Source organism: Aureimonas jatrophae (genome assembly GCF_900104035.1).
GTDB classification, from domain to species: domain Bacteria; phylum Pseudomonadota; class Alphaproteobacteria; order Rhizobiales; family Rhizobiaceae; genus Aureimonas; species Aureimonas jatrophae.
Window position 1 is genome coordinate 290,390 of sequence record NZ_FNIT01000006.1, and the last position, 13,722, is coordinate 304,111.

Here is a 13,722-nt window from a genome sequence, read left to right on the forward strand (position 1 = left end):
CTTCGAAAATGAGCGACGCATTTGAGATAGATGGGTCAAATACTGGAGAAGATTTGTAATGCATCCATAGATCGATTGGCTGTTTCCGTCTATTTTGAGTCATTCGGTCAGTACAGAATTCAAGCGTGAGGCTGAATAACCGCCCCATCAGCAGAGATGGATACATCTGCTACAGCGGGGAGCGAAAATGGTCAGCGTCAACTACAGCGCTTCGAATGCATCGGCACTCCGCTCGCTGCAGGCGACGGCACAGGCGATGTCCGAGACTCAGACGCGCATCGCGACGGGTCTCAAGATCAATAGTGCGAAGGACAACGCTTATCTTTGGAAGGCCTCGGAAGCCCTGCGATCCGATATCTCGTCGATCAAGGCGCAACAGGACGCCATCAAGGTTGCTCAGGTCCAAGCCGACAAGACTGGTGCGGCAGTCGACGCAATCCGCAAGGTGTTGGGCCAGATGAAGGGCGTTGTGGAAGCGGCTGGAAGCGCTGACACGGCAAAGAAGGCTATCCTGCAGAAGGACATGTCGGCCTACATCGACCAACTCAAGTCACTCGTCGCATCGGCATCTCTCGATGGGGCGAATCTTTTGACCGGGACCGCACCGTCTGCCGTGATCATCGGTAAGAACACGGACGGCGCGGCCGTGACGATGACGCTGGACGCGACTGATCTTGGTCTGATCACGAAGGACGCATCAAGCGTCGACAACGGTATCCTCAACGGCCCAGGCCTGACCTGGGACACGGACACGACGAGCGCGCTTACCAAATCGGCGTTGTTCACCTTCGACGTCAGCACAGCCGGGACCGGCAATGTCGGTACATTGGCTGCCATGATGACGGATCTCAACACCGTCATTACCAAGATCGATGGCGTGTCTGCCCGTGTTGCCGCCTACAGCAAACGGCTTGAGACCCAGGCTGATTTCATGACGAAGATCGCGGACATTCAGGAAGGGGCTTTGAGTTCCATGGTGGATGCCGACCTCGACGAGGAGTCGGCTCGCCTGTCCGCCCTGCAGGTTCAGCAGCAACTGGCCACCACGGCGCTGCAGATCGCGAACTCCGCGCGCGCCAACATCTTGCGCCTCTTCCAGTAGGCGCTGCGGTTTCCCCTGCGGGGACGGCCGGTTGCCGCGACCCCTCCAGTACCCCAGCCGCTCAAGGCGGCATCGGCTGATCGCCATGTCGGTGTTCGGTCGCCGGTACAAGGCCCCGTGCCAGGGCTTGGGGTGTCCCGGCACGGTCATTTTCATTCACGATGTTTCACTCGGCCGGCTGGTCTGGTCTGCGGTTTCCGGGGGTTCCGCTTATGGTTTCGCTGACGAGCCAGTTGATCGCGCTCCGTCGCATGGCCGCAGTCGAAGGCGACCGCCAGTTGGTCGCGCGACGCGTGACAAGCGGACTGAACGTTGCGGACCGTGCTGACACAACCAACGCTCTGACGCGGTCGCGATCGCTCACGCGCACCACGACCGCTCTCTCATACACGCAGGGAAGCCTCGAAAACGGCATCGCAACGGTTGCCGCAGCGTCGAGCGCCGCCACCAATATCGGCGGTATTCTCACGAGCATGCGGTCGCTTCTTGTGAGCGCGAAGAACTCCGGCGCCGATCTGCGTGCGTTGCAGTCCCAGTACACGGCACTCGGCAACACCTTGCGGTCAACCGTATCGGGCGCAGCGTTCGTCGGCTTGAATGTGCTGGCGACCGGTGCATCCGCCAGCTTCGATGCGGCCCCGACGGATGAACAAGGCCAGACCTACGCGATCGGCGTCGACCTGGCCCGCACGCGTCTGATCGATCCGTTTGGCGCCAGCGGCATTCTCCAGCGCTCTTTTGATCTGTCTGGCATCTCGGTCGGCGGACCGAGCACGCTCGGTCTGGAAGGCGTGGCGTCGCAGATCACCGGGGCGAACTCCACGACGCCGGGTACGGAAGGTTTGTCGGGAACGGCGATGACGACCGCGGGCGAGGCCGCCAATGCCAGCGCGCCCGGGACCGCAGGCCTGTCGGGAACGGCAACGTCAGTGGACGGAAAGGACGCCGTTGCGGCACCGTCGGCTGCCGGGCTCTCGGGCACTGCTGCGACGGTTGCGGGGGTAGCCGCTACGGATGGGCGGGCCGTCGCGAACGTCGGCACCCTCGATCTATCGAAGACTTCGCTTGGCGACCGGTTGAGCTTCGATGTGACGGCGCCGATCAACGGAACGTCGACCACCCGGACTCTGACGATCCTTCAACGCGACGTGAAAGACAATGCCACGTTGCAAGCCGCGCTTCGTACCGTCATCCAGACTGCATTTGGCAGCGACGTCACAGCGACCGTTGGTGCCAACGGACAGATCACCCTGGCAACTGCTGCATCCGGATCGAACCAGTCGATCAGGCTGAGCAACATAAGACTCCAAGACGGCGACGACATCACGACGTCTAATCTCGGCTTGCGTTCGAGCTCTTCATTTGCCAGCACGACTGGCCAGTTTGGAAACCAAACTCTTTATTACACGACAGTTGGAACGCCAGATTTCTCAAGGATGGAGAAAGGGGACCGGTTAGACTTCATCGTCTACCTCGACGGTGACAACACAGAGAAGAAAGTGACCGTCAATCTGCAGAATGTGACGGATGCGCAAAGCTTGGTGAACGCTATTAATGGTGCGAACGGCTTTTCTAATACGCTTGCTGCAGAACTGAGAGGCGGCGAGATCGTATTCTACAGTAAGTCGCAAAGCACTCGAATTCGCGTTCATGCGATCACACCGTATGATGGAAATCTGACGACAACAACTGGTGGTACCCTCGGCTTCACTGTCGGATCCGCAAACGGGCGGGTGGCCTCCAGCGAGACGCAGGCCAGCACGACCGCGGGCACCGCGTTCGGAAGCGCAATCACGATCGAGGCCGGGGCCAGCCTGACCTTCGACATCAGCGGGACGGGCATTTCCGCGCGGACGATCACCATGACCGCGGATACGGTCGATCGGGCGTTGAATGGTACGGTCGCCGGCTATTCGCGCGGAAGCGGCCAGATCAATACCAGTGCGCAGCTGGCATTGGTCGCCCAAAGAGCGCTGTCGGACGCCGGCGTGTCGGGTGTCAGCGTCACGGTTGTGAACGACAAGCTCAAATTCACTCTGACCAAGACGGCTGCGACGGGCGACACCATCAGCGTGTCGAACGCCACGGGCAACGGCGCTGCCGCGACACGAGCGACCATCACGACGGGATCGGATTTCAACGGCGCCATAACCGTGGCGCGCAATGCTCGGATCGATTCGACCTTCACTGCCAACGGCAACCTCATCGATGTTTCGATCATCCACGATGACGTGGAGGCTGCGCTGGCGGGTCGGTCCGGCTACGTACGCGGAAGCGGAACGATCGCCACGATTGGCGATCTCGCGCTCGTGACGCAAGCAGCCCTGGAGCGGCAGGGCCTGCGCGGTGCTACGGTGACGACAAGTGGCAACCGGCTCGTGTTCACTGCGGATGAGGCAGGCAGGCTGTCTCTCGGTTTGTCGGATGTGGTCGGCAGCTCAACCGCTCTGAGTGCGACGGCGACCACAGGCACGGACTTCACCAGTCCGATCATACTTCAGGACAACGCCGAAATCCGTTTCGATCTTGCTCGTGACGGTAATGCAACGCAATCGATCCGCATCACGCGAAACGACGTCGAGGCCGCGCTCGCCAGCATTGCGGGACGTGCCGGCGGCACGGGCCGGATCGAGACCGTGAACGAATTGGCAACGGTCGTCCGGTCGATCCTGGTGCGCGACGGGATCAACAACGTCTCGGTCGGCACCTCCGGTAACCGGCTAGTCTTCAGTCGCGATGCCGGCGCCGGGAGCCTCGCGCTCAGCAACGTCCAGACCGTTGCCTCGACCGCCCGCACGGCGACGCTGCGCACCGGAACCGACTTCGCAGGTCCTGTGACGATCGACGCCGGCGCGTCGATCGGCTTTGACGTGACGGTGGACGGCCAGGGGACGACGCGGATCACAATCCTGCAGTCGACAGTGGAGGCGGCCTTGAACGCCGTACCGGGTCGCGCTGCTACGCCCGGTACGATCGCGAGCGCCAGCGAACTGGCCCTCGTGGTCCGGAAGGCGCTGGACGATGCGCGGGTCTCGGGCCTCGACGTAGCGGCCGTCGGCAACCGCATCGAACTGCGAAAAAGCGCAGCCGGTTCGGGCTCAGTCGATCTCGCCAACGTGGTCTCGACGGCTGCGGGAACGGGATCGTCGTCTTCGACGACGCTGCAAAACCTCGATCTCGCCGCATCCTCGACAGCCCGCATGACCGACAGGGAACGTGCCGCCCTGATCGACGGCTATATCCGCAATCTCGACGCCATATCGGCCGCCGTGGCATCGGCCGGCAGCCATCTGTCGATGGTTGCGCGTCAGCTCGATATCCAGAGCGCCCATACGGCTCGCCTCAGCACGATCGAGATTGGCCGCATGAACGGCTCGGTCAAAACCGACCTGGACAAGGAAACGGCTCGGAAGGAAGCGCTCGAGGCACGCATCGCACTCGCGCGGCAGTCGCTCTCGATCATCTCGGAATCCCGGAAGAATGTCCTGAACCTGCTCACTCCGCTCGGATAGCGCGCGCCGTTCTTTCGGATCGGGAACCGATGATCGCCGCGACGCCGCGGGCTAACACGCGTCACTCGCTAAGAGAAAACAGCGCTCGTATCGCGATAGAGAGCGAGTAGCCCAGCATGTCGCGGCTTGCAGCATCCTGAGAATCTCGCATCCCGTGTCGCCGGCCTCGATCGCCCAGCACCGCGCAACGACAACCTAGGAAGCTTCGCGGCAGCGCGGACGCCATACAGCGCAAACGTAGGATCGTGCTGCCGAGCAAAATTGCACTGTTGAGACGGAACGTTCTGGTGCCGGTTGAGGGGATTGAACCCCCGACCTTCGGTTTACAAAACCGCTGCTCTACCGCTGAGCTAAACCGGCACTGCGGGTGGTGTTTAGCACGGCAGCCCGACGTTGCCAGCCGCAAATCGACGGAAGATCGGGCCGGGGAGCGTGTTGGCCCTTGTGAGCGGCGACGCAATCGAGGCATACCGAGTAACCATCAGTACGGGAGGGTTTCGGGCATGGATCGGCGTCAATTCATCACGCGCGCGGGCGCGGTCTCGGGAAGTGCGGTTGCGAGCAGCCTCACCCTCGCTGCGCCGGCGCTGGCTCAGTCCGCGCCGACGCTCCGTTGGCGCATGACGTCGAGCTTTCCGAATACGCTCGACACCCTGTTCGGATCCTCGAAGCTGTTCTCGCAGACCATCTCGGATCTGACCGATGGCCGCTTCACGATCGACGTCTTTCCGGCCGGCGAACTCGTTCCAGGACTGCAGGCGTTTGATGCGGTTCAGGACGGAACCGTCGAAGCGGCACACACGGTTCTCTACTACTACGTCGGCAAGGACCCGACCTTTGCGATCGGTTCGTCGATCCCCTTCGGCCTCAACGCGCGTCAACAGAACGCCTGGCTGTACAACGGCGGCGGCAACGAGGCGATCGATGCGTTCCTGTCCGACTATGGCGTGACCGCTTTTCCTGCGGGCAATACCGGCACGCAAATGGGGGGTTGGTTTCGCAAGGAGATCAACTCGGTCGCCGACCTGCAGGGCCTCAAGATGCGCATCGCAGGCATCGCCGGTCAGGTGTTGGCGCCGCTTGGCGTGATCGGCCAGCAGCTGGCGGGCGGCGACGTGTACCCGGCCTTGGAGCGCGGCACGCTGGACGCGACCGAGTTCGTCGGCCCCTACGATGACGAGAAGCTCGGCTTCTACCAAGTTGCGCCGTACTACTATTATCCGGCCTTCTGGGAAGCGGGACCGACGGTTCACTTTGTCTTCAACAAGGCCCAGATGGAAACCCTGCCGCCGAGCTACCAGGCGGCGGTCCGGACGGCGTCGGCGCTGTGCAACACGCGGATGCTCGCCGACTACGATGTCAAGAACAGCCGGGCGATCCGCTCGCTGGTCGGCAAGGGCGTGAAGCTGCGACCGCTGCCTCAGGACGTTCTTTCGGCGGCGTACGACTCGTCGCGAAAGATCTACGCCGATCTGTCGGCTTCGAATGCGAAGTGGAAAGCGATCTACGATCCGTGGAACCAGTTCCGGGGCGAGATCTACGAATGGTTCCGCGTCGCGGAATACACCAACGATACGTTCGCGTACTCGCAGCAGGCGTCGGGCAAGTAGGCGCATTCACGCAATCGTGAGGCATCCCCGATCTCAGCAGGATTGGGGAGCCGCTTGCACTGGTTGACCGGCTTCGCTCACATGCCTCCCGCCCCGGATGTGTCGGGGATGGGAGGACATGACAGTGGATCGACGTAAGTTCATTACCGGCACCGCTGCGTTCGGCGCCGCAGGTGCCGCGCTGGCCAAGCCGGCGCTCGCACAAGCTGCGCCAGAGGTCCGCTGGCGGCTGACATCGAGTTTCCCGAACACGCTCGACACGATCTTCGGCGGCGCCGAGGTCATGGCGAAGGCCATCAGCGAGATGACGGGTGGCCGTTTCACGATCGATGTTTTTCCGGCCGGGGAACTGGTGCCGGGTCTCCAGGCGCTCGATGCGGTGCAGGACGGGACCGTCGAGGCAGCCCATACGGCCTGCTATTACTATGTCGGCAAGGACCCGACCTTCGCGATCGGCGCAACCATTCCGTTCGGCCTGAATGCCCGTCAGCAGAACGCCTGGCTCTACCACGGTGGCGGCAACGAGCTGTTCGATACGTTCCTGGCCGACTACAACGTCAAGGCGCTTCCGGGCGGTAACACCGGCGTTCAGATGGGCGGCTGGTTTCGCAAGGAGATCAACTCGGTCGCCGATCTCCGGGGGCTCAAGATGCGTATCGCAGGCTTGGCTGGCCGGGTCCTGGAGCCGCTTGGCGTCGTACCGCAGCAGCTGGCGGGCGGCGATATCTACCCCGCGCTGGAGCGCGGCACGATCGACGCAACGGAATGGATCGGCCCCTACGACGACGAGAAGCTCGGCTTCTATCAGGTTGCGCCGTTCTACTATTACCCAGCCTTCTGGGAAGGCGGACTGACGGTCCATTTCCTGTTTAACAAGGAGCGCTACGAGGCCTTGCCCGCCGAATACAAGGTTGCGCTGGATACGGCTGCGAAGGCGGCCAACGTCAATATGCTCGCGCTCTACGACGTGAAGAACATGAGCGCGATCCGGTCGCTGGTCGGCAAGGGCGTGCAGCTTCGTCCGCTGCCGCGCGACATTCTCGATGCCTCCTACGACTCCGCCATGAAGCTCTACAACGACCTGGCGGGATCCAACCCCAAGTGGAAGGCCGTTTACGAGCCCTGGAAACAGTTCCGCTCGCAGAGCTACGAGTGGTTCCGTGTCGCCGAGTACTCCTACGACACGTACGGCTACACGCAGCAGGCGGCCGGCAAGTAGCTCGCCGCCTCGACGGATTACTGAAAGGGCCGGTCCTTCGCGGACCGGCCCTTTTTTTTCTAGTTGAAGCTCGGGGCGGGAGGAGCGCCGAACGAGGGCGCGGCCGGTGCGGGAGACCCGAAGCTTGGAGCGGCTGGCGTTCCGAACGTCGGCGCTGCGGGTGCGCCGAAGGGGGCTGGGGCCGTGCCCGTCGCACCCGGCATCGGGATGTTGATCTGGATCGAAGCCGGATCGATCACCGCTTCCTTCTTCAGGAAGTAGGTCACCGACTGCGGCCAAACGATCAGGATCACAACGAGAACCAGCTGGAGCCCGAGCCACGGAACCGCGCCGAGGTAGATGTCGGAGCTCTTGATCGAGGGCGGCGCGATGCCGCGAAGATAGAACAGTGCGAAGCCGAAGGGCGGATGCATGAACGACGTCTGCATGTTCACGCAAAGCAGGACGCCGAACCAGACGAGGTCGATGCCGAGAGCATCTGCGGCCGGTGCCAGCAACGGCACGATGATGAACGCGATCTCGAAGAAATCGAGAAAGAATGCCACGAAGAAGATGAAGATGTTGACGAAGATCAGGAAGCCGACCACGCCGCCGGGAATGTGCGACAGCAGGTACTCGATCCAGTGACCGCCATCCATTCCCTGGAAGACGAGACTGAACACGGTCGAGCCGATCAGGATGAAGACCACCATGGAGGTCAGGCGCATCGTCATCGCCATGGCCTCACGCGTCAGCTGCCATGAGAGGCGACGATGCGCAGCGGCGAGAAGGATGGCCCCGACCGAGCCCATGGCGCCCGCCTCGGTCGGTGTCGCCAACCCGAGGAACATCGTGCCGAGCACCAGAAAGATCAGCGCCAGCGAGGGGATCATTCCCTTGGCGACCTGCCAGAGGAGAGCGCGGTCCGACTTGGTTCGGGCTTCGGGCGGCAGCGGCGGCATCTTGTGCGGCTGCAGCTTCGAAACGACGAAGATGAACAGCAGGAACAGCGCGATCTGAAGGAGCGAGGGGCCGATCGCACCCGCATACATGTCGCCGACCGAACGCCCGAGCTGATCGGCGAGGATGATCAGGACCAGCGACGGCGGAATGACCTGCGTGATCGTGCCCGACGCAGCGATCACGCCGGTCGCCAGCCGCATGTCGTAGCCGTAGCGCATCATCACGGGTAGCGACACGACGCCCATGGCGATCACCGAAGCCGCGACCGTGCCGGTGATGGCGCCGAGGACGGCGCCCACGAGAATGACCGCGTAGGCCAAGCCGCCCGGCGTCGGCCCGAAGAGCTGGCCGGAGCCTTCGAGGAGATCCTCAGCCAGACCGCACCGCTCGAGGATCGCTCCCATGAAGGTGAAGAAGGGAATGGCGAGCAGGAGATCGTTGGATATGACGCCGTAAAAGCGCAGCGGCAGAGCGTTCAGGAGCGCCGGACTGAAATGCTCGGTCAGGATGCCGAGCACGCCGAACAGCATGCCCACCGCCGCCAGCGAGAAGGCGACGGGAAACCCGAGGATCAGGAACAAGATCATGCCGCCGAACATCAGCGGCGGCATCGGTCCGTATTCGAACATGCGGCGGTTCCCCCGGAGCGGCGCTTACTGCACCGGCTTTTCGTATCGCGTCTCGAGTTCGAGAAGGCCGCGCAGGGCGGCGACACGCTTGATGAGTTCAGAGACGCCCTGAAGGAACAGGAGGCCGAAGCCTAGCGGGAGCGTCAGTTTGGCGGGCCAAAGGATCAGACCCCCGGCATTCATCGAGACTTCCCCGGTCGTGAACGACCGCCAGAAGAATGGCCAGGTTAACGTCAGCAGGTAGGCGATGACCGGCAGGAACAGGACGACGAACCCGAAGATGTCGACCAGTATGCGCCCGCGTGGGGTGAGCGCAGAGTAGAGAAGATCGACGCGCACATGTTCGTTCAGGCGCAGAGTATAGGACGCGCCCAGAAGCACGATCGCCGCGAACATGTACCATTGGACTTCGAGGAGTCCGTTGGAACTCATGTTGAAGAGGTATCGGACGATCGCGTTTCCGGCACTCACCAACACCGCAAACAGAACGAGATAGTCGGCCAGTACGGCAAAGCCGGCGGAGAGCCGGTCGACGGCGCGGCTGAAGGCAAGGAGAAAGGCCACCGATCCTCCAAGTGTCCGATGCAATTCGATACGCCGAGCGTCCGAAAGCGGGACGGGCCATGGCGAAAGCGAGGAGTTGGCCCTACGATAATTAACGGAAGAATGACCAGCGTTTTCTTACGGACGAGCGTGACGGTGAAGCGGGAACGGGCTCGACGGCAACAAGCGGCAACCGTGCTGAAACTGGCAAACGAGTTGCGCTTCGAGCTGCTGCTGCTCCACCGCATGGTGCCGGGCGAACCCGGACCGTCATCGCCGGTGCCCGAGCCGACGCTTTCCGAAATCTACGCGGCGGCGGTTCTGCGCGCGGCCGGTCGCGATCTCACGCTATGAAGCGACGAGCGGCATAGAGTGCGACGGCCGCGGCGTTGGACACGTTCAACGACCTGATCGCTCCCGGTACCTCCAAGCGTGCCAGGGCCTGGACCGTCTCGCGGGTCTTTTGTCGCAGACCTTTGCCCTCGGATCCCAATACCAACGCGATCCGATCTCCGCGGAACGTCTCCTCCAGAATCGCGTCGCCGGCGGAGTCCAGACCGATGGTCGTGAAGCCTGAGTTCGTCAACGTATCCAGTGCATCGGCCAAATTGCCGATCTGAACATAGGGAACGTACTCCATCGCACCGGACGCGGACTTGGCGAGAACGCCTGACTCCTGAGGGGAGTGCCGGGAGGTGGTCACGACGGCCCCGGCCCCGAAGGCGACTGCGGAGCGCAGGATCGCGCCGACATTGTGCGGGTCCGTCACCTGATCGAGGACGAGGACGAGGCGGGCATTGCCGATAGCGGCAAGACCGCTGGACGGAAGGGGCGAGGCCTCCAGCATCACGCCTTGATGGACCGCCTCGCTACCGAGTTCCGTATCAAGGAAGCGAGGCTCGACAAGCTCCACCGGACACCGCACCTGCTGGACGTCGAGATCCATACGGGCGAGTGCATTGCGGGTGGCATATAGCTTGTGACAGGTCCGCTTCGAGTTTCCGAGCGCCGCCTCGACCGTGTGAAGGCCGTACAGGCGGACGCGGTCGGCCGGCGCGGGACGTCCGGGTTTGGGGGGCGCACGGTCTGCGCGCGCCGCGCGAGGAGCACCGTCTCCCTTCGCGTCGCGATGGGCGCGGCGGAGCCGGGCGTAGTGGGAATCCTTGGGCGTATGGGTCGGTCGGTCGTCGCTCATGATGCCTCCTATCCCATCGTGAGCGGTTCCGGAACTGCAGCTGCGAACACGGGCCCGGACATCGCACCGACTCGTGTTGACAGGGCCGGCCTGCCTCTGCATAACGCCGCACGAAGCGAATGGCCGAAAGGCCTATCGCTTTCGCCACAAGCGTCAGCGGCCCTACGGCAGGTACGGAGGGATGCCCGAGTGGTTAAAGGGGACGGACTGTAAATCCGTTGGCTTAGCCTACGTTGGTTCAAATCCAACTCCCTCCACCACTGCCGGCAGGGCCTCGCGGCGCGGGTATAGCTCAATGGTAGAGCAGCAGCCTTCCAAGCTGAATACGCGGGTTCGATTCCCGCTACCCGCTCCAGCCGGAAGCGTTCGCTCCAGCCGAGATCCCGTTTTCGTCGGCCCTTTCCACGTCGAACGCACCCGTCTGCGCTGGTTGTCAGCGGGCACTTGTTGGCTCGGTCGCGATCCCGTCGCCTTTTCCGAGCAAGCATCCTCAATGCGTAAAACGCGGTTCGATGCGAGACCGAGAGATTGGATCCGCTCACGCCGTTTTACGTTCGGTGGCAGCAGCGTGGTTTGAGTGGCGGATCGGGTAGCAGATGGGTCTCGACAGACGACGTTTTCTGGCCGGGCTGACCGGACTTGCCGCAGGTGGGGCACCCACCACCTTGGGCCTCGCGCAGGACGCGACGCCTGCAGCTTCCAGTTCTCGCGACGCGGATGCGGATTTCGCGATCCTGCAGCGGGACTTCCTGGTTGGTATCGGCATCGCCGGGCTCGAATACGGAACGAAGGCCGACACGTTGCCGGGTATCCCCGGTCGCCAGTATTTCCTTCCGCAGGATCGCCTCAACTACCTGGCGAGCCGCGGGATCAGATCGATACGGCTGCCGTTCCGGTGGGAACGCGTTCAGCCGCAGATGTTCGGTCCGCTTGACCGTGCTTACCTCGGGACTTTGCGCGAAGCTTTGATTCATGCTGCACGCAATCGGCAGAAGCTCCTGCTCGATCCGCACAACTACGAGACCATTCTCGTGGACGGAACTCCGCAGCGTCTCGGAACACCGGAGCTGCCTGCTTCAGCTCTGGCCGATCTGTGGCGAAGGCTGGCAGGAGAGTTGTCCGACCATCACGATGCACTCATGGGCTTCGATCTTCTGAACGAGCCATCGGCGAAGACCGTTGCGTCCGAAACGGCATGGGTCGAGGCGGCGCAAAGCGCAATCGAGGCGATCCGGGAGATCGATCAACGGACATTCGTGTTCGTGGAAGGTTGGCAGCATGCGAGCCCGTTCACCTGGGCTGCAACAAACCCGAACCTCCACAGGGTCGTCGATCCGGCTGACCGACTCGTGATCTCCATGCATCAGTACTTCGATGCCGGTAACAAGCATCGTGGAACCTATAATTCCAGCGACGGGAGCTTCGCGGGAGAAGGGGGCGATCTCGGGGACGACCTGAAGTTTCTCGGCAACTTCACGACATGGCTGCGCGAGCATGGACGGAGGGGACACGTCGGCGAGTTCGGCGCGCCCAATACGCCGGATTGGTTGCCGACCATGAACCAATTCATGGATACGCTGATCTCCGAGAAGATTCCGTTCCATGCGTGGGGAGCGTTCCCGGTCGGGTCGAACTACATCACCCAACTCATGCGGGCGCCGGACGGCAGCGACCGTCTGCAGGCGACAACGGTCTTTTCCAAACTTCCTCAACGGGACGACAGGAGACCGTAGGAAACCGCGGCGGGACGGTTGCGAAAGGCGTCTTGCGACGGACGATGTCGTCGCAAGCTTGTTTTTGGCTGTGCCACTCGTTATGTCGCGGCCCTGTTCAGCCTAGCTCCCAAGGAAACGACATGGCCAAGAGCAAGTTCGAGCGTAACAAGCCGCATGTGAACATCGGCACGATTGGTCACGTTGACCATGGGAAGACGTCGCTGACGGCGGCGATCACGAAGTACTTTGGCGAGTTCCGGGCCTACGACCAGATCGACGCGGCGCCGGAGGAGAAGGCGCGCGGCATCACGATCTCGACGGCGCACGTGGAGTACGAGACGGAGAACCGTCACTACGCGCACGTCGACTGCCCCGGCCACGCCGACTACGTGAAGAACATGATCACGGGCGCGGCGCAGATGGACGGCGCGATCCTGGTGTGCTCGGCAGCCGACGGCCCGATGCCGCAGACGCGCGAGCACATCCTTCTGGCGCGCCAGGTCGGCGTTCCGGCGCTGGTGGTGTTCCTGAACAAGGTGGACCAGGTCGACGACGCGGAGCTTCTGGAGCTGGTGGAGCTCGAGGTTCGCGAGCTTCTGTCGAGCTACGAGTTCCCGGGCGACGACGTTCCGATCGTGAAGGGCTCGGCGCTGGCGGCGCTCGAGGACTCGAACAAGGAGATCGGCGAGGACGCGGTGCGTCAGCTGATGAAGGAGGTCGACGCCTACATCCCGACGCCGGAGCGTCCGGTTGACCAGCCGTTCCTGATGCCGATCGAGGACGTGTTCTCGATCTCGGGGCGCGGCACGGTGGTGACGGGTCGCGTGGAGCGCGGCATCGTGAAGGTCGGCGAGGAAGTCGAGATCGTGGGCATCCGCGACTCGAAGAAGACGACGGTGACGGGCGTCGAGATGTTCCGCAAGCTGCTGGACCAGGGCCAGGCGGGCGACAACATCGGGGCTCTCGTTCGCGGCGTGGACCGCGAGGGCGTGGAGCGCGGCCAGGTTCTGTGCAAGCCGGGTTCGGTGAAGCCGCACACGCGCTTCATGGCCGAGGCCTACATCCTGACCAAGGAGGAGGGCGGCCGCCACACGCCGTTCTTCACGAACTACCGTCCGCAGTTCTACTTCCGCACGACGGACGTGACGGGCGTGGTCACGCTGCCCGAGGGCACCGAGATGGTGATGCCGGGCGACAACGTGACGATGGACGTCAAGCTGATCGTTCCGATCGCGATGGAGGAAAAGCTGCGCTT

General features: G+C 62.8%; 10 protein-coding genes and 3 tRNA genes. 9 read left to right on the forward strand and 4 right to left on the reverse strand.

All coding sequences use genetic code 11. From position 1 onward, the window contains the following. Positions 1–187 precede the first annotated feature (187 nt). Together BLQ76_RS14970 and BLQ76_RS14975 are read left to right on the forward strand one after the other, a co-directional pair. A complete protein-coding gene (locus tag BLQ76_RS14970; RefSeq protein ID WP_090674769.1) occupies positions 188–1,102 on the forward strand; it encodes a flagellin in 915 nt (304 codons plus the stop codon). 212 nt (positions 1,103–1,314) lie between these two features. Next, entirely contained in the window at positions 1,315–4,614 is a 3,300-nt protein-coding gene (locus BLQ76_RS14975) for a beta strand repeat-containing protein (RefSeq protein WP_139184020.1), read from the forward strand. Between the two features lie 285 nt (positions 4,615–4,899). Here the strand turns inward: BLQ76_RS14975 and BLQ76_RS14980 are convergent. Then, positions 4,900–4,974, reverse strand: a tRNA-Thr gene (locus BLQ76_RS14980). A gap of 143 nt (positions 4,975–5,117) precedes the next feature. Between BLQ76_RS14980 and BLQ76_RS14985 the strand changes: the two genes are divergently transcribed. Further along, on the forward strand, positions 5,118–6,224 hold the full coding sequence (locus BLQ76_RS14985; RefSeq protein WP_090674775.1) for a TRAP transporter substrate-binding protein: 1,107 nt from the start codon (positions 5,118–5,120) through the stop codon (positions 6,222–6,224). A 118-nt stretch (positions 6,225–6,342) separates the two neighbouring features. Then, positions 6,343–7,443, forward strand: a complete 1,101-nt coding sequence (locus BLQ76_RS14990) for a TRAP transporter substrate-binding protein (protein WP_090674777.1) — start codon at positions 6,343–6,345, stop codon at positions 7,441–7,443. Between the two features lie 59 nt (positions 7,444–7,502). Here the strand turns inward: BLQ76_RS14990 and BLQ76_RS14995 are convergent, their stop codons facing one another. Together BLQ76_RS14995 and BLQ76_RS15000 are read right to left on the reverse strand one after the other, a co-directional pair. Then, complete coding sequence (locus tag BLQ76_RS14995; protein WP_090674780.1) at positions 7,503–9,014, reverse strand: TRAP transporter large permease; 1,512 nt, start codon at positions 9,012–9,014, stop codon at positions 7,503–7,505. A gap of 24 nt (positions 9,015–9,038) precedes the next feature. After that, positions 9,039–9,578, reverse strand: coding sequence for a TRAP transporter small permease subunit (locus tag BLQ76_RS15000; RefSeq protein WP_090674783.1), 540 nt, complete (start codon positions 9,576–9,578; stop codon positions 9,039–9,041). Between the two features lie 174 nt (positions 9,579–9,752). Here BLQ76_RS15000 and BLQ76_RS21760 point away from each other — a divergent pair, with 174 nt between their 5' ends. Continuing rightward, the gene (locus BLQ76_RS21760; protein ID WP_170842606.1) at positions 9,753–9,911 is read left to right on the forward strand and encodes a hypothetical protein; all 159 of its coding nucleotides are present in this window, start codon (positions 9,753–9,755) and stop codon (positions 9,909–9,911) included. Here BLQ76_RS21760 and BLQ76_RS15005 read toward each other — a convergent pair. Further along, positions 9,901–10,752: a TrmH family RNA methyltransferase gene (locus BLQ76_RS15005; protein ID WP_090674786.1), complete on the reverse strand. Its 852-nt coding sequence runs from the start codon at positions 10,750–10,752 to the stop codon at positions 9,901–9,903. The genes BLQ76_RS21760 and BLQ76_RS15005 overlap by 11 nt on opposite strands. A gap of 175 nt (positions 10,753–10,927) precedes the next feature. Between BLQ76_RS15005 and BLQ76_RS15010 the strand changes: the two genes are divergently transcribed. The 4 genes from BLQ76_RS15010 to tuf all read left to right on the forward strand — a co-directional run. Further along, a tRNA-Tyr gene (locus tag BLQ76_RS15010) sits at positions 10,928–11,012 on the forward strand. Between the two features lie 21 nt (positions 11,013–11,033). Further along, positions 11,034–11,107, forward strand: a tRNA-Gly gene (locus BLQ76_RS15015). Between the two features lie 241 nt (positions 11,108–11,348). Continuing rightward, positions 11,349–12,485: a glycoside hydrolase family 5 protein gene (locus BLQ76_RS15020; RefSeq protein ID WP_090674789.1), complete on the forward strand. Its 1,137-nt coding sequence runs from the start codon at positions 11,349–11,351 to the stop codon at positions 12,483–12,485. A 122-nt stretch (positions 12,486–12,607) separates the two neighbouring features. Beyond that, on the forward strand, positions 12,608–13,722 hold a 1,115-nt coding region (tuf, locus tag BLQ76_RS15025), incomplete at its 3' end, for an elongation factor Tu (protein ID WP_090674792.1).

Bases quoted from the DNA above. Each gene is read 5' to 3' on its own strand.
- BLQ76_RS14970 (WP_090674769.1), top strand. From the start codon at position 188: ATGGTCAGCGTCAACTACAGCGCTTCGAATGCATCGGCACTCCGCTCG.
- BLQ76_RS14975 (WP_139184020.1), top strand. From the start codon at position 1,315: ATGGTTTCGCTGACGAGCCAGTTGATCGCGCTCCGTCGCATGGCCGCA.
- BLQ76_RS14985 (WP_090674775.1), top strand. From the start codon at position 5,118: ATGGATCGGCGTCAATTCATCACGCGCGCGGGCGCGGTCTCGGGAAGT.
- BLQ76_RS14990 (WP_090674777.1), top strand. From the start codon at position 6,343: ATGACAGTGGATCGACGTAAGTTCATTACCGGCACCGCTGCGTTCGGC.
- BLQ76_RS14995 (WP_090674780.1), bottom strand. From the start codon at position 9,014: ATGTTCGAATACGGACCGATGCCGCCGCTGATGTTCGGCGGCATGATC.
- BLQ76_RS15005 (WP_090674786.1), bottom strand. From the start codon at position 10,752: ATGAGCGACGACCGACCGACCCATACGCCCAAGGATTCCCACTACGCC.
- BLQ76_RS15020 (WP_090674789.1), top strand. From the start codon at position 11,349: ATGGGTCTCGACAGACGACGTTTTCTGGCCGGGCTGACCGGACTTGCC.